The sequence below is a fragment of the Pseudomonas sp. NPDC087185 genome, assembly GCF_044744955.1.
In the GTDB taxonomy this organism is placed as follows: Bacteria; Pseudomonadota; Gammaproteobacteria; order Pseudomonadales; family Pseudomonadaceae; genus Aquipseudomonas.
The window spans coordinates 679743-695438 of record NZ_JBIUZK010000001.1 but is presented as its reverse complement, the minus strand read 5'-3'; the positions used below and the strand labels follow the sequence as shown (position 1 = coordinate 695438).

Sequence of the window (15696 nt, the reverse complement as noted above, 5' to 3'; positions counted from 1 at the left end):
TTTTTGGCAAGCCGTTACCAGACGGGCACGAAGTGCATGCCCGAGTGGGTCAGTGCCAGCCTCAGCAGCCACAAGCTCTCCTGGCGCCGCCCATTCAGGCGCGGCCAGCTGGCATTCTCGATGTACAGCTGTTTGCCGTCGCGAAGAATGGGCGTGTACTTTAGCCCGCCATCGCGGCTGCGGTGGACCAGCTTCGGTTGGTCGTCCTCGATGACGAAGCTGAAATCACCTTTGGCCTTCAGTTTTTGCGCGATGTCGCCTGTGCCGGGCGGGGGTAATTCGACCTCCGACCGCAGACGCAGATCGGCCTTCACGTGCTGCAGCGATACGTCTTGGGTGATCGCCGAGAGCCCTGGGTCCGTGCTGATGCCGCCGCCTTTGCCAAGGCCGACATCCTCCACCCGTATGCTGATGGCGCCCTGCATCTCGCTCACCCCCGGTACGCCTTCAAACGTGCTGGCGTGGGTGTTGCCCATCAACGCGATCCATTTGCTCGCCCCGCGCACCGTTTGGTCTGCATCGATGATCAGGTGAGCGTAGAAGTTCATCATCTGTTGGCGTATGACCGCCGACGGCGCCTGCCGCCAAGCCTGGATGTAGCTGACGTAGCAGTCGATTGCCTGGAGACGGATGCCATTTTTCTGCGCGCTCAGCAGAACGTGTTCAAAGGTATAGCGCCCTGAACGGTCTGTGCCGTGACCAAAATCCTGTTCTTGGACATAACGTTGAAGCCCGTCCGGCATTTCGCCAGTGCGGTTGAAGTGGTCCAGGTCTGCCTGTTCGAAGTCGGTGGTGAAATGTTCCAAGTAGAGCACCTTCACCTGCTGTTTTTTCAACTGCGCCATGTTGTCGATCAACAGGCGCTTGCTGCCGATGCCCGAGTGAGACTCGCCGATGACCACCCCGTTGGCCTTCTCATACAAGCTGCGAAACAGCTGTTTCGGGCTGGTTTCAGGCGGGAGGTGGGGGATATCCGGGCGCGGCGGCTGGGCGGCGGTTTGCAGATATTCAGTTGCATCCGTCACCAGTTGATCACGCCGTACTCTGAATTCCTCAGCCACTTGCGACGTGTCGAGATCGGTCGTGAAGTAGTCGCCAGACAGGGTTCGCTTGACGCTCGTCATATCGACGGATTTGAACTGTTGACGCAATGACACGGGTATTTCATAGGGTTGCGCTGGAAGCTCAGCCACCGTTGTGCCTGCACCTGGCCGTCCCCACAGGCTCAACAGGCGCCTGGGTAGCCCGCCCGCTTTCAAACCTGTGTGTGCCATGGTTTCCCACACGCCTTCAGGAGTCATCCTGATGGGCACATTCCGATAAAAGGAAAACGGGTTTTCAGGGTCGATGATTGCCCATGTGTCAGTCTCTGCGATGTGGCGCACTTGATAGGGTTGGTCATCGATCAACGCATAGAAACGGCCCTCATCCAGATAGATGCCCGCCAAGGGGCCGCTTCCCGGCTCGCCGGCCAGGATGACGTTGGTTTCGAACGGGGCCAGCAGCGCTTGATTGTCCGGCTTGGGTTGAAAAGGCTCGGGCACCCAGGCTTCCAGCTCCGCCTGGCTGGCGGGTTGCTCGCTGTCGACATCGTGCCCTGGATCCCCTGTGTTAGAGCCTTCGGCCTCGGCGAGGTCGGTCAGTTCCTGGCTGGCTTTGGGGAAAGCACTGGCGAGCATGGCGGCGTTGAACAGAACATTGATCGAGGCGAACACTGCGCCGATCACCCCGGCCTTGCGCTGTGCGGTCGTGTGCCCGTTGATCGCCTGCTCAATGTTCAGCCCGGTTTCGGCAAGCCCTGCACCCACCGCCGCCAAGGCAACAGGCCAATCCAGGGCAGCCAGGGCGCCCGACACCTGCCCAAAGGCTTTCAGGTAACCGATCCACAGCTGTTTGCGCAGGTCTGCATTGGAGCGTAGGGCAAAGTGCGCATCCTCTGACATGCGCTGGCGTGTCGCATCCCGCAGGTGGCTGAAAGCGTCACCCTGCAGTGTCTGGTCCAGCTGGTTGAGGCTGTGGTGGTCATCGCCTCCCCAGTTGAAGTACAGCAGGTCGATGAGGTGGTTGAGCCCTGCGGCGCTGTTCGTCTCGGCATGGCTGGAGAGCGCGAAGTGGCTCATGAACGCTGGGCGGTTTTCAGCGGTATTGGCATGGGTCAGTACCCACCAGTACAGCTCGCTGCGGTTGGCAAACAGGTGCAAGGCATCGTTTTCACCAGGGGTGTAGAGCAGTTCGGCGCCATCGTCCAGCTGGATGCGCAGGATGTCACTGGCGATGTAGCCGCCGATGTCGAATGTGCACAAGCGAACGCCCTCGGCAGGCGTCACTGTTTGTTCAAGGGCTTGCAGTGTTGGTGGCCACGACGTAATGCCGGTCAGCGCTACAGCGGCTTCGCGCGCCCGCTTGGCCAGTTCGCTGTTGCTGCTCTGCGCGCACACTTCCATGACCTTGGCAATGAAATGGGCTTTCGCCAGGGTGCGGTAATGGTCGGCGTGTGTATGCCAGAAGGCCGTCAGCTGCTGGTGAAAGTGCGTGCTGAAATCAACGTTCCAGAACTCGCCAAGGACCTCCTGTGGGGACAACTGGATCTCGTTGCGCTCATCGAAAACCGATTGTTCCGGACCGTCCTTGTAGAAGCCCGATGCGGCATCCAGCAGGTCCGCATTGACCTGGTCGTTGACGTCGAAGCGCTGCATGACCAACTGCGGCAAGGTGAGCGACTGGTACGGCGGATCATAGTGTGCCCACCCGAAGTGCGCGTTCGGGCTGCTGACGCGGGTATGAAAACGATGGAAATAGACCTGGTCGGGGTCAAGTGCATTCAAACCATGCCTGTTCAGCAGCGATTGTGCAGTGTCGCGTGCCATCTGGCGCATGTCAGGGCAGGCGGGAACCATTTGTTCAGCCAGTTGTTGCAGCAATTGTTGATCGGATTGCCGCGGTGTCGACAGGGGCATGAGCATTACTCGCGAGGGGGCTGGAACGCTCAGGGTGGCTGCGGCGCAAGAAGGGCTGGCAGTACATATGTGCTGCAGGGGAGGGGCTGACCCCAGACTTCACTTAATCTTTCGCATTTGCAGGTGTATCGTATTCGCCCTTCATCGCCAGCCACTGCTGGCAGACTGATTGCGCAGAACACGAGGTACCCGCACCGATGTCCTTCACCCGTCGACAAATGCTCAAAGGCCTCACCGGCCTGGTTGTGGTAGGCCTGGGCGCCGGAGGCGCGGCGCGGTACTGGCTGGGCAAGGTCGAGGACGAGAACGCCGGGCACGACTACGAGCTGATCGCAGCCCCGCTGGAGGTCGAACTGGTGCCGGGCTTCAAGACCGAGGCCTGGGCGTTCGGCCCCACGGCGCCGGGCACCGAGCTGCGGGTGCGCCAGGGCACCTGGTTGCGGGTGCGCTTCATCAACCACCTGCCGGTCGAGACCACCATCCATTGGCATGGTATCCGCCTGCCGCTGGAGATGGACGGTGTGCCGTACGTGTCGCAGTTGCCGGTCAAGCCGGGCGAGTACTTCGACTACAAATTCCGTGTGCCAGACGCCGGCAGCTACTGGTATCACCCACATGTCAGCAGCTCCGAAGAGCTCGGCCGCGGGCTGGTCGGCCCGCTGATCGTCGAGGAGCGCGAGCCCACCGGCTTCCTGCATGAGCGCACCCTGAGCCTGAAAAACTGGCACGTGGACGAGCAGGGCGCCTGGCTGCCGTTCAGCATCCCCCGCGAGGCGGCGCGCAACGGCACGGCGGGGCGGTTGATCACCATCAATGGCCAGGCCGAATCGGTGACCGAACTGCCGGCCGGGCAGGTGGTGCGCCTGCGCCTGCTCAACCTGGACAACACCTGGACCTACCGCCTCAACCTCAAGGGCAACTACGAGGCGAAGATCTACGCCCTCGATGGCAACCCGATTACCCCGCGTGACCTGGAAGACGAGTATTGGCTGGGCCCTGGCATGCGCATCTGCCTGGCGATCCGCATTCCCGAGGCGGGTGAAGAGATTTCCCTGCGCGACGGCTTCGTGCGCCTGGGCACTTTGCGTTCAGTGGCCAGCAACGACACGCCAAGCGACTGGCCGCCCGCCCTGCCGCCTAACCCGGTGGCCGAGCCGGACCTGGAGAATGCCGAGAAGCTGAACTTCAATTTCGAGTGGGTCGGCAAGGTTTCGGTCAACACCGAGAATGGCAGGCCGCCCAGCCTGTGGCAGATCAACGGCCAGGCCTGGGACATCACCGACAAGACCTGCGCCGACCGGCCGATCGCCACGCTGCAGAAGGGTAAGAGCTACATCTTCGAGCTGAAGAACATGACCCAGTACCAGCACCCTATCCACCTGCATGGGATGAGTTTCAAGGTGATCGCCTCCAACCGTCGCGACATCGTCGAACCCTGGTTCACCGACACCTACCTGCTGGGCAAGAACGAGCGCGCCCAGGTGGCGCTGGTGGCGGATAACCCGGGGACCTGGATGTTCCACTGCCATGTCATCGACCACATGGAAACCGGCCTGATGGCCGCGATAGCGGTGGTCTGATGCGCCCGCAGATCATCGATCGCAGTCGCGATCAGGAATTCATGCGCCTGGCCCTGGCTTTGGCTGCCGAAGGGGCGGCCATGGGCGAGGTGCCGGTGGGGGCGGTGCTGGTGCAGCACGGTCAGGTCATCGGGCAGGGCTTCAACCGGCCGATCTTCGACAGCGACCCCAGCGCCCATGCCGAAATGGTCGCGATCCGTGCGGCGGCGAAATCCGCCAGCAACTACCGGCTGCCGGGCAGCACGCTGTACGTCACGCTGGAACCTTGCAGCATGTGTGCGGGCCTGATTGTGCACTCACGGGTGGCGCGGGTGGTGTATGGGGCGCTGGAGCCCAAGGCGGGGATCGTGCAGAGCCAGGGGCAGTTCTTCAGCCAAGGGTTTCTGAACCACCGGGTGGTGTTCGAAGGAGGGGTGCTGGCCGAAGAATGCGGTGCGATCCTCAGCGAATTTTTCAAGGCGCGACGGGCTAAAGGCTAGCCTGCGCCTGCATCACATCGGCGGTGACTGCTCCGCCGGCTTGTCCTTGTTGACCCCCGGCACATGCAGGTTGCCCTCGGCCACCTGGCCTTCGAGCTGCGGCTGGGTCACCCAGGTGAGGATGTCGTAGTAGCGGCGGATGTTGGCCACGAAGTGCACCGGCTCGCCACCGCGGGCATAGCCGTACTTGGTCTGGCGGAACCACTGCTTCTGCGACAGGCGCGGCAGCATCTTCTTCACGTCCAGCCACTTGTTCGGGTTGAGCTTCTCGCGCTTGGCCAGGGTGCGGGCGTCTTCCAGGTGGCCGCTGCCGACGTTGTAGGCGGCCAGGGCGAACCAGGTGCGGTCCGGTTCCTTGATGCTGTCGTCTAGCTGTTCCTTGATCAGCATGAAGTACTTGGCGCCGCCCTGGATGCTCTGTTTCGGGTCCAGCCGGTTGGACACGCCCATGGCCTGGGCGGTGCGCTGGGTCAGCATCATCAGGCCGCGCACGCCGGTCTTGGAGGTGACTTCCGGCTGCCACATGGACTCCTGGTAACCGATTGCCGCCAACAGGCGCCAGTCGACCTGCTCCACCTTGGCATAGCTCTTGAAGTGCTTTTCGTATTTGGGCAGGCGCTGCTGCAGGTGCTGGGCGAAGGTGTAGGCACCCACGTAGCCAAGCACGTCCACATGGCCGTAATAGCGGTCTTTCAGGCGCTGGAGGGTGCCGTTCTTCTGCGATTTGTCGAGGAATTCGTTGACTTCGTTGAGCAGGCTGTTGTCTTCGCCGGGGGCTACTGCCCAACGCTGGTCACGGGTGTCGCCCAGGTCGAACGCCACCCGCACGTTGGGGAAGTACACCTGGTTCATCGCCAACTCGTTGGAATCGACCAACGTCAGGTCGATCTGCCCTTCATCGACCATACGCAGCAGATCGACCACTTCAACGGCGTCGGACTCTTCGTATTGCAGCCCCGGGTATTGGCGTTTCAGATCGGCCAGTTGGTCGGCATGGCTGCTGCCTTTGAGCACCATGATCTTCTTGCCGACCAGGCCTTTGGGGTCGGTGGGGCGCGAACGGCCATTGCGGTAGATGACCTGCGGGGTCACCTCCAGGTACGGGTGGGAGAACTTCGCCTGGGTCTTGCGCCGCTCGCTGCTGACCAAGCCGGCTGCCGCCAGCACCGGGCCGGACGGTTTGCCCAGGTCGGCGAAAATTTCGTCGAGGTTGTCGGCGGTCTCGATCTCCAGCTTGACGCCCAGATCATCGGCGAAACGCTTGACCAGCTCGTATTCGAAGCCGGTTTCGCCATTGCGGTCCTGGAAGTAGGTGGCCGGGCTGTTGCGGGTGATGACGCGCAGCACGCCATCCTCCTTCACGCGCTCGAGGGTGCTGGGTTTTTCAACGCAGGCACCGAGCAGCAGAAAGAGTCCGGTTGCGAAAAGCCATTTGGCGCAACGCTGGCGCAAAGCAGTGTGGGCGAACATAGCTTGCAGTATACGCAAAGGATGGGGCCCGCCATATCTCGACAATGTACGGGTTGTCTGGTAGCAGGCCTTGTGCTCTTCCGGCCTGTCGCCGGCAGGCCGCCAGCCACAGGCAATTGAAGCTAAAAAAACGGCCTATTTTTTTGACCCCGAAGTCCGGTTCCGCCGCCCGGCAGCATTGCCCTGTGCCGGGTGCCGAAAGCCGTTTAATTAGGCTAGAATGCACGGCCTCTAAGCACACCCCTTCCTGAGGCTGTCCCGACGATGTTGATCCTGCGCGGCGCTCCTGCCCTTTCTGCCTTTCGCCACGGTAAATTACTCGAGCAACTGAGCCAGAAAGTCCCCGCTGTTACTGGTTTGTATGCCGAATTTGCCCACTTCGCCGATGTTGACGGCGAGCTGACCGCCGACCAGCAGCAGGTGCTGGGCCGTCTGCTCAAGTACGGCCCGAGCGTGCCGGTGCAGGAGCCAAGTGGCCGCCTGTTCCTGGTCGTGCCGCGCCTGGGCACCATTTCGCCGTGGGCCAGCAAGGCCAGCGACATCGCCCACAACTGCGGCCTGCAGTCGATCCAGCGCCTGGAGCGCGGCATCGCCTACTACGTCGCCGGTGACCTGAGCGACGCCGACGCCGCGGTTGTAGCCGCCGAGCTGCATGACCGCATGACCCAGCGCGTGCTGGCCCAGCTGGAGCAGGCGTCCGACCTGTTCAGCCACGCCCAGCCCAAGCCGATGACCTCGGTCGACATCCTGGCCGGTGGCCGCGATGCGCTGGCCCAGGCCAACATCGACCTGGGCCTGGCCCTGGCCGAAGACGAAATCGACTACCTGGTCAATGCGTTCCAGGGGCTCAAGCGCAACCCGAACGACATCGAGCTGATGATGTTCGCCCAGGCCAACTCCGAGCACTGCCGCCACAAGATCTTCAACGCCAGTTGGGATATCGATGGCGAGGAGCAGGAAAAAAGCCTGTTCGGCATGATCAAGAACACCTACCAGATGCACAGCGAAGGCGTGCTGTCTGCGTACAAGGACAACGCCTCGGTGATCGTCGGCAACGTTGCCGGCCGCTTCTTCCCGAACCCTGAAACCCGCCAGTACGGCGCGGTGCAGGAGCCGGTGCACATCCTGATGAAGGTCGAGACGCACAACCACCCGACCGCCATCGCGCCGTTCTCCGGCGCCTCCACCGGCTCCGGCGGCGAGATCCGCGACGAAGGTGCCACCGGCCGTGGCGCCAAGCCCAAGGCTGGCCTGACCGGTTTCACCGTGTCCAACCTGCGTATTCCAGGCTTCGAGCAGCCTTGGGAACAGGCATACGGCAAGCCTGAGCGTATCGTCGACGCCCTCGATATCATGATCGAAGGCCCGCTCGGTGGCGCGGCGTTCAACAACGAATTCGGTCGCCCGGCCCTGACCGGCTACTTCCGTACCTTCGAGCAGTCCATCAACACCCCGCACGGCGAAGAAGTGCGCGGCTACCACAAGCCGATCATGCTTGCCGGCGGCATGGGCAACATCCGTGAAGACCACGTGCAGAAGGCTGAAATCACCGTCGGCGCCAAGCTGATCGTGCTTGGCGGCCCGGCCATGCTGATCGGCCTGGGCGGCGGCGCCGCTTCGTCGGTGGCCACCGGCGCCAGCTCCGCTGACCTGGACTTCGCCTCGGTACAGCGCGAAAACCCGGAAATGGAGCGCCGTTGCCAGGAGGTCATCGACCGTTGCTGGCAGCTGGGCGACGAGAACCCGATCGCCTTCATCCACGACGTCGGCGCCGGTGGTATCTCCAACGCCTTCCCTGAGCTGGTCAACGACGGTGGCCGTGGTGGCCGCTTCGAACTGCGCAACGTGCCCAACGACGAGCCGGGCATGGCCCCGCATGAAATCTGGAGCAACGAGTCGCAGGAACGTTACGTACTGGCCGTCAGCGCTAAAGACTTCGAGCGTTTCCAGGCCATCTGCGAACGTGAGCGCTGCCCGTTCGCCGTGGTTGGCGAGGCCACCGAAGAGCCGCACCTGACCGTCACCGACAGCCACTTCGGCAACACCCCTGTGGACATGCCGCTCGACGTGCTGCTGGGCAAACCGCCGCGCATGCACCGTTCGGTTGCGCGTGAAGCCGAACTGGGCGATGACTTCGACCCGAGCGAGCTGGACCTGGACAACGCCGTTCAGCGCGTCCTGAACCACCCGGCAGTGGCCAGCAAGAGCTTCCTGATCACCATCGGCGACCGCACCATCACCGGCCTGGTTGCCCGCGACCAGATGGTCGGCCCGTGGCAGGTTCCGGTGGCCGACTGCGCTGTCACCGCCACCAGCTTCGATGTGTACACCGGTGAAGCCATGGCCATGGGTGAGCGTACCCCGCTGGCCCTGCTCGACGCCCCGGCGTCCGGCCGCATGGCAATCGGCGAAACGCTGACCAACCTGGCGGCCGCGCAGATCGACAAACTGTCCGACATCAAACTGTCGGCCAACTGGATGTCCGCTGCTGGCCACCCGGGTGAAGACGCCCGCCTGTACGACACCGTCAAGGCTGTCGGCATGGAGCTGTGCCCGGAGCTGGGCATCACCATTCCGGTCGGCAAAGACTCGATGTCGATGAAGACCCAGTGGAGCGAAGAGGGCGTCGAGAAGAGCGTCACTTCGCCGATGTCGCTGATCATTACCGGCTTTGCCCCGGTCACCGACATTCGCAACACCCTGACCCCGCAACTGCGCATGGACAAGGGCGAAACCGACCTGATCCTGATCGACCTGGGTCGTGGCAAGAACCGCATGGGCGCCTCGATCCTGGCGCAGACCTACGGCAAGATCGCGGCCCAGGCACCCGACGTCGACGACGCCGAAGACCTCAAGGCCTTCTTCGCGGTGATCCAGGGCCTGAACGCCGACGGCCACCTGCTGGCCTACCACGACCGTTCCGACGGCGGCCTGCTGACCACCGTGGTGGAAATGGCCTTCGCCGGCCACTGTGGCCTCGACCTGCAACTCGACCCGCTGACCGACAACCGCAAGGACGTCCCGGCGATCCTCTTCAACGAAGAGCTGGGCGCGGTCATCCAGGTTCGCCAGGATGCGACCCCGGACGTGCTGGCGCAGTTCAGCGCAGCTGGCCTGGGTGAAGAGTGCGTGGCGGTGATCGGCAAGCCGGTCAACAACGCCGAAGTGTCCATCAGCCTGAACGGCGAAGTGCTGTTCGACGACGACCGTCGCATGCTGCAGCGCCAGTGGGCTGAGACCAGCTACCAGGTCCAGCGCCTGCGTGACAACGCCGACTGCGCCGACCAGGAATTCGACGCCCTGCTCGAAGAAGACAACCCGGGCCTGTCGGTCAAGCTCGGCTTCGACGTCAACGACGACATCGCCGCGCCGTACATCAAGAAAGGCGTGCGCCCGCAAGTGGCGATCCTGCGTGAGCAGGGCGTCAACGGCCAGGTCGAGATGGCAGCCGCCTTCGACCGGGCAGGCTTCGCCGCCATCGACGTGCACATGAGCGACATCCTCGCCGGCCGTGTCGACTTCGAAGCCTTCAAGGGCCTCGTGGCCTGCGGTGGCTTCTCCTACGGCGACGTGCTGGGTGCCGGTGAGGGCTGGGCCAAATCGGCACTGTTCAATGCCCGTGCCCGCGACGCCTTCCAGGCCTTCTTCGAGCGTACCGACAGCTTCGCCCTGGGCGTGTGCAACGGTTGCCAGATGATGTCCAACCTGCACGAGCTGATCCCGGGCACCGAGTACTGGCCGCACTTCGTGCGCAACCGCTCGGAGCAGTTCGAGGCCCGTGTGGCCATGGTCGAGGTGCAGAAGTCCAACTCGATCTTCCTGCAGGGCATGGCCGGTTCGCGCATGCCGATCGCCATCGCCCACGGCGAAGGCCATGCCGAGTTCGCCAGCGAAGAGGCACTGCTCGAAGCCGATCTCTCCGGTTGCGTGGCCCTGCGCTACGTCGACAACCACGGCAAGGTCACCGAAGCCTACCCAGCCAACCCGAACGGCTCGCCGCGTGGTATCACCGGCCTGACCAGCCGCGACGGCCGCGTGACCATCATGATGCCGCACCCGGAGCGTGTGTTCCGCGCTGTGCAGAACTCCTGGCGCCCGGATGAGTGGCAGGAAGACGCCGCGCTGATGCGTATGTTCCGCAATGCGCGTGTCTGGGTGAACTAAGGCGTGTACAAGCTCGCCTTCTTCGTCCCGGCCAGCCACGTCGACGTGGTCAAGGCCGCCGTATTCGCTGCCGGTGGCGGGCGAATTGGCGACTACGACCACTGCGCCTGGCAAACCCTGGGCCAGGGCCAGTTCCGCCCGTTGGACGGCAGCCAGCCGTACCTCGGGCAAACCGGCCAGGTCGAAGTGGTCGAAGAGTGGAAGGTGGAGCTGGTGGTGGCTGACGAGCTGATTGTTCAGGTCGTCGCTGCGCTCAAGCAGAGCCACCCGTACGAGACGCCGGCCTATGACGTCTGGCGCCTCGCCGAGTTCTGAACCGCATCAGGCTTTTCGCGGCGTCGAACGCCGCGAAAGGGCCTTACAATCCAGCCACAATCGCTTTGCTTTGCTCAGGCCGCCTTAACCAGGCACACGCCAACAATCCCACTTCAAACAGCACCCACATTGGCACCGCCAGCATCGTCTGCGAAAACACGTCCGGCGGTGTAAGGAGCATCCCCACCACAAAGCAGCCGACGATTACGTAGGGCCTGCTGCGCCGCAACGTGGCCACATCGGCCAGCCCCACCCAGACCACGATGAAGGTCGCCACCGGTATCTCGAACGCCAGGCCGAATGCCAGAAACAGCGCCATGATGAAGTCCAGGTACTGGCTGATGTCGGTCATCATCGCCACGCCATCGGGCGTCACGCTGGCAAAGAAGCCGAACATCATCGGGAACACCAGGTAGAACGCGAAGGCCATGCCGGCATAGAACAGCACGATGCTCGACACCAGCAGTGGCAGCGCAATGCGCCGTTCGCGGCGGTACAGCCCTGGGGCGAGGAAGCCCCAGGCCTGGTGCAGCAGCAGCGGCATGGCCACGAACAGCGCGCACATTGCAGTCAGCTTGAACGGTGTGAGAAAGGGCGACGTGACGCTGGTGGCGATCATGCTGGCGCCTTCCGGCAGAAAGCGGCGCAGCGGTTCCGAGACCTGCGTGTAGAGCTGCTGGGCGAAAGGGAACAGGCCGGCGAACACCACGGCCACCAGGAGCAGGCAGCGCACCAGGCGCTTGCGCAGATCGCGCAGGTGATCGGTCAATGGCATGCGTGCCGCCGGGTCCAAGGCAATGCTCATGAGGCGTTCTCCCGCGTTACGTTGACCGGTGCGGCATCATTGGCCGGTTCTGCGTTGAGGCTGATGCCCTGGCGGATTTCCTGCTCGAGGCGCTGCAATGGCGCGCTGTCGAAGTGAGGCATGTCGATTTCGCGTTCCATCTGCATGCGCAAACCCTGCATCGCCCGGCGCGCCTGGCCCAGGCCGCGACCCAGGGTGCGCGCCGCCACGGGCAGGCGCTCCGGCCCCAGCACCAGCAGGGCGACGATGCTGACCAGCAGCAGCTCGCTGAAGCCAACCTCGAACATCAGGCCTGCCGATCCGTTTGCGGCTGGGGTTGCGGCTGCGGCGCCGCCTGGTTGGTCAGCGGCGGCTGCTGCACAGGCGTCGTGGCGGGTGCTTCGCTGTCGCCGCCCATGGACTTGCGAAAGCCCTGGATGGCTTCGCCCACGTCACTGCCCAAGCCTTTGAGCCGCTTGGTGCCAAACAGCAGAAACACGATCAGCAGTACGATCACCAGTTGCCAGATTCCGATGCCACCCATTCCGAATACTCCTGTAAGGTCATGAAAAGAAAGGCCAATCCTGCATCGCGCAGATGACGCGAAGATGACGGCAAGGCGATTGCCATCTACCTGCAACATCTCGTGTGTTGACTGGCGCCCTGATTGATCAAAAGGGTGAATGTGCAATGGGCGGCAAGCGACAGCGGGGCGCGGCACTGCTGATGGTGATGGTGGTGTTGGCGATGCTCGCCGCAGGCATGGCCTGGCTGGTGGAAGATGGCCGGCGGCAGGTCGATGACGTGCAGCTGTTGCGCCAGCGGGTGCAAGTGCGGGCCATGGAGCAAGCGGGCCTGGCTTACGCTGAACAGGCCCTGCGCGACCCCGCCTGGCGGCTCAGCCCGCTGTTCTGGCAGGCGTTGCGTGGGCAGCCACTGAGCTACGACTTTGGCGCCGGCCAGGCGCAACTTCGGGTGCGCGACCAGCACACCTGCTTCAACGTCAATGCGCTGCTGGGTGCCGATGGCGAACGAGCCGAGCGCCAGCTGCGGCGCCTGCTGGGCGACGACATGGCCGCTGAGCGCCTGGTCGATGCGTTGGCCGACTGGCTCGACAGCGACAGCGACGTGCGCCTGCAGGGCGCCGAAAGTGCCCAGTACCTGCGCCAGCAACCGCCGCGCCTGGCTGCCAACCAGCCGATGCTCGATACCAGTGAGCTCAACTTGCTGCTTGAGCCAGATGTCACGCGCCAACGTCGCTATCCCATGCTGTGCGCATTGCCACAGACCACGGGCTGGCGCCTGAATGCCAATGCGCTGGGCCTGGAGCATCTGCCCTTGCTCGATGCGCTTTATGAAGGGCGATATTCGCGGTCGCTGCTGAGCCGGATCATCAGTGGCCGACCGGCGTCGGGGTATGAGGATGCCTCGGCGCTGCGTCAGGCGCTGGGCGCGCTGGATGACGAGACGTTCGAACGATTGAGCGAAGGGTTGTTGCTCAACAGCGGGCATTTTCTGTTGCAGTTGTCGTTCGAGGAGCAGGGGCGGACGATGCGCAGCGAGTTCGAGGTGGAAGCGCTGGGTGTGGTGCAGTGGCATGCCCGGGTGCCGGCGCAGCAGGTGCGGGTGAAGAGTCGTGAGCCCATGCTCTGGTAAACCTGGCCCCGCGAAGAGCCCGGTACCGCCAGCGCAAGGCTGGCTGTACCGGGCTTGGATCAGACTGTCCCGATCTCTCCCCCATCATTACGCTGGATCACCACCGTCGAAGCCCTCGGCCGCACCGTGGCCCCTGCAGGGGTGGCATCGGTGGCCTTGTCGGTATACGGCCAGTTCTCCGGATGCTGGATGTTGACGAACATCGACTTGTTGTCCGGGCTGAAGGCAATGCCGGTCACTTCGCAGCCGTTCGGCCCGACGAAGAAGCGGCGCAGGTCGACCTGGTTCTGCGCGTTGATCGGCACCTGCTTGCCCGTGCCATCCACCAGGTCGGTGGGGATCACCGCCAGCAGTTGGTCGTTGGTGTAGTCGGTGAGGGTGGTCTCGCCGTTGTCGGTCTCGAACCACAGCACGCCACGGCTATCGAAACTCATGCCGTCGGGGCTGGCGAACTGGTTGAGTTCGGTCAAGCCCGAGCGGTTGATGTCGGCGGTACCGGCGGCGTTGGCGCCGAACACGAAGATGTCCCAGGTGAAGCTCAGCTGGTCGTCGCTGTCGTGCCAGCGAATGATGTGGCCGTGGCGGTTGGGGCCACGCGGGTTGGCTGCGTCGACCTTTTCCGGGGTGCGCGCGCTGTTGTTGGTCAGGGTCAGGTAGACATCGCCATTGAGCGGGTTGACCGCGGTCCATTCCGGGCGGTCCATCGGCGTTGCGCCCACGGCATCGCCCGCGCCACGGGTGTTGAGGATGATGCCCGGCAGGTCACCGTACAGCGCGCCCAGGGTACTGCCGGCGGTGGTTGCGGTGGTCACGTCGAGCAGCAGCCACACACCCGTGCCGTCGGCATTGAAGCGCGCCACGTAGAGCTTGCCTTGGTCCATGTACTTGGCGCCGGTGGCCAGGCGGTCGGCGGGGCTGGCGTCGGCGGCATCCCACACGGCGGTGGAGACGAACTTGTACAGGTATTCGTTGTTGGAGTCGTCACCCATGTACCAGACCAGCGGCTTGCCGGCCACCGGCAGGCCTGGGCAGCAGCCTTCGTGGCGGAAGCGGCCGAGGGCGGTGCGCTTGGTGGCCAGGGTGCTGCTGTTGTACGGGTCGATCTCGACGATGTAGCCATAGGTGCTGGCTTCGTTGCGGTAGTCGTTGGTGGCGCTGGCGCCTTTTACGGTCACGTCGAAGCGGGCGAACTCATCATTCACTTCGCTGCTGTCACCGGCAGCGCTCTCCCACTTGTACTGGCCGCTGGAGGTGCCGACACCAATGCGGCGCTGGTCTTCCGGGCGGGTGCCTTTGTTGACGAAAATACCCGGCCAGTTCTCTTCGCAGGTCAGGTAGGTGCCCCACGGGGTGTAGCCGTTGCCGCAGTTGTTGTTGGTGCCGCGGCAGTGGGTGCCGGCTGCCGAGTACTTGGTCTTGACGTGGTCGGTGCCACGCAGCGGGCCGGTGATTTCCATGCGCGAGGCGGTGGTGAAGCGGCGGTTAAGCGGGTCGTTGTCGACCACCTGCCAGCGCCCGTTGAGCTTCTGCAGGCGCACCACACCAGCACCGTGGGCGTTGATTTCCTTGCGCGCTTCCTCGGCCGGGCGTTTGCCGCTGGCATCAAGGGTCGGGCCGTTGGGGTGCAGGGCGGCGGCGTCGATGTATTCGAAATTGATCGCCAGTAGGCCGTCTTCGGAGCTGCCATTGATGGGGAAGAAATGCATGCCGTCATGGTGCATGCCCATGGCGTTGGCCTGGTCGGTCGAGGTGTTGCTGCCGTCCGATTTCCATGGGTTGCCGTTGCTGTTGATCGGCGTGCCCCACGGCGCCAGCACGTAGGCGCTGTAGCCGGCTGCGACCACGCAGGCGTCGGTGCGCGAACCCGGGATGGACTGGAAGCCCAGGGCCATTTTCGGCTCGGGTTCCGGCTCGGTGACCGGTGGCTCGGTCACAGGCGGTTCGGTGACCGGGTCGTCGTTGTCGGAACCGCCACCACTGTCGAAGCAGCCGGTCAGGCCGGTACCGGCAATCATGGCGATCGCGGCGCCAAGGCTGCCGCGCATCACGCTGCGACGGCTCAGGTAAGCGTCCATGACGCTGGCCATCGGCAGGTTGCCGCTCAGGTTGCGGTCCAGGTTGTCGCCGGATTCTCGACTCATCAGGGTGTCCTTATAGTGGCTGAGTTGAAAGAAACCGCGACTTTAGAGCGCAAGTGTGATGATTCCTTGGCAGAAATGTTAACAGCGCTTTAAAACTGTAAGTTCTTACTTCTGTGTGAGACAGATCAATTTGGAATGGCTGTCGGATTT

At 63.4% G+C, this 15696-nt stretch carries 11 protein-coding genes; 5 read left to right on the top strand and 6 right to left on the bottom strand.

Annotated features, from left to right (window positions below; genetic code table 11):
* Positions 1-14: 14 nt before the first annotated feature.
* Complete coding sequence (locus ACIPIJ_RS03400) at positions 15-2957, bottom strand: dermonecrotic toxin domain-containing protein (protein WP_401072683.1); 2943 nt, start codon at positions 2955-2957, stop codon at positions 15-17.
* Between the two features lie 197 nt (positions 2958-3154).
* Here ACIPIJ_RS03400 and ACIPIJ_RS03395 point away from each other — a divergent pair, with 197 nt between their 5' ends.
* Both ACIPIJ_RS03395 and tadA read left to right on the top strand, forming a co-directional pair.
* On the top strand, positions 3155-4537 hold the full coding sequence (locus ACIPIJ_RS03395; protein ID WP_401072681.1) for a multicopper oxidase family protein: 1383 nt from the start codon (positions 3155-3157) through the stop codon (positions 4535-4537).
* Complete coding sequence (gene tadA, locus ACIPIJ_RS03390; RefSeq protein WP_401072679.1) at positions 4537-5016, top strand: tRNA adenosine(34) deaminase TadA; 480 nt, start codon at positions 4537-4539, stop codon at positions 5014-5016. Before ACIPIJ_RS03395 ends, tadA begins: the two co-directional genes overlap by 1 nt.
* Before the next feature lie 12 nt (positions 5017-5028).
* Here the strand turns inward: tadA and mltF are convergent, their stop codons facing one another.
* Positions 5029-6486 (bottom strand): membrane-bound lytic murein transglycosylase MltF, encoded by a 1458-nt coding sequence (gene mltF / locus ACIPIJ_RS03385; protein WP_401072677.1) that lies wholly within the window; start codon positions 6484-6486, stop codon positions 5029-5031.
* A gap of 264 nt (positions 6487-6750) precedes the next feature.
* Here mltF and purL point away from each other — a divergent pair, with 264 nt between their 5' ends.
* Both purL and ACIPIJ_RS03375 read left to right on the top strand, forming a co-directional pair.
* Positions 6751-10650: a phosphoribosylformylglycinamidine synthase gene (purL, locus tag ACIPIJ_RS03380; protein WP_401072675.1), complete on the top strand. Its 3900-nt coding sequence runs from the start codon at positions 6751-6753 to the stop codon at positions 10648-10650.
* Between the two features lie 3 nt (positions 10651-10653).
* On the top strand, positions 10654-10965 hold the full coding sequence (locus ACIPIJ_RS03375; protein ID WP_401072673.1) for an NGG1p interacting factor NIF3: 312 nt from the start codon (positions 10654-10656) through the stop codon (positions 10963-10965).
* A gap of 43 nt (positions 10966-11008) precedes the next feature.
* Here the strand turns inward: ACIPIJ_RS03375 and tatC are convergent, their stop codons facing one another.
* Genes tatC through tatA form a run of 3 tightly spaced genes read right to left on the bottom strand, consistent with a single transcriptional unit; the run spans position 11009 to position 12293 of the window.
* Entirely contained in the window at positions 11009-11770 is a 762-nt protein-coding gene (gene tatC / locus ACIPIJ_RS03370; protein WP_401072671.1) for a twin-arginine translocase subunit TatC, read from the bottom strand.
* Entirely contained in the window at positions 11767-12057 is a 291-nt protein-coding gene (tatB, locus tag ACIPIJ_RS03365) for a Sec-independent protein translocase protein TatB (RefSeq protein ID WP_401072669.1), read from the bottom strand. Before tatB ends, tatC begins: the two co-directional genes overlap by 4 nt.
* Positions 12057-12293: a twin-arginine translocase TatA/TatE family subunit gene (gene tatA / locus ACIPIJ_RS03360; protein WP_401072667.1), complete on the bottom strand. Its 237-nt coding sequence runs from the start codon at positions 12291-12293 to the stop codon at positions 12057-12059. The genes tatB and tatA overlap by 1 nt, the downstream gene beginning before the upstream one ends.
* A 146-nt stretch (positions 12294-12439) precedes the next feature.
* Between tatA and gspK the strand changes: the two genes are divergently transcribed.
* Positions 12440-13405 carry a type II secretion system minor pseudopilin GspK gene (gspK, locus tag ACIPIJ_RS03355; RefSeq protein WP_401072665.1) on the top strand — a complete coding sequence of 322 codons (966 nt, stop codon included), beginning with the start codon at positions 12440-12442 and terminating at the stop codon, positions 13403-13405.
* A 59-nt stretch (positions 13406-13464) separates the two neighbouring features.
* On the opposite strand, the gene ACIPIJ_RS03350 is transcribed toward gspK, so the two are convergent.
* Positions 13465-15546: a PhoX family protein gene (locus ACIPIJ_RS03350; protein ID WP_401072663.1), complete on the bottom strand. Its 2082-nt coding sequence runs from the start codon at positions 15544-15546 to the stop codon at positions 13465-13467.
* Positions 15547-15696 lie beyond the last annotated feature (150 nt).

Excerpts from the sequence above, each read along its gene's own strand:
- ACIPIJ_RS03400 (WP_401072683.1), bottom strand. The coding sequence starts at position 2,957 with ATGCCCCTGTCGACACCGCGGCAATCCGATCAACAATTGCTGCAACAA.
- ACIPIJ_RS03395 (WP_401072681.1), top strand. The coding sequence starts at position 3,155 with ATGTCCTTCACCCGTCGACAAATGCTCAAAGGCCTCACCGGCCTGGTT.
- tadA (WP_401072679.1), top strand. The coding sequence starts at position 4,537 with ATGCGCCCGCAGATCATCGATCGCAGTCGCGATCAGGAATTCATGCGC.
- mltF (WP_401072677.1), bottom strand. The coding sequence starts at position 6,486 with ATGTTCGCCCACACTGCTTTGCGCCAGCGTTGCGCCAAATGGCTTTTC.
- purL (WP_401072675.1), top strand. The coding sequence starts at position 6,751 with ATGTTGATCCTGCGCGGCGCTCCTGCCCTTTCTGCCTTTCGCCACGGT.
- tatC (WP_401072671.1), bottom strand. The coding sequence starts at position 11,770 with ATGAGCATTGCCTTGGACCCGGCGGCACGCATGCCATTGACCGATCAC.
- tatB (WP_401072669.1), bottom strand. The coding sequence starts at position 12,057 with ATGTTCGAGGTTGGCTTCAGCGAGCTGCTGCTGGTCAGCATCGTCGCC.
- tatA (WP_401072667.1), bottom strand. The coding sequence starts at position 12,293 with ATGGGTGGCATCGGAATCTGGCAACTGGTGATCGTACTGCTGATCGTG.
- gspK (WP_401072665.1), top strand. The coding sequence starts at position 12,440 with ATGGGCGGCAAGCGACAGCGGGGCGCGGCACTGCTGATGGTGATGGTG.
- ACIPIJ_RS03350 (WP_401072663.1), bottom strand. The coding sequence starts at position 15,546 with ATGAGTCGAGAATCCGGCGACAACCTGGACCGCAACCTGAGCGGCAAC.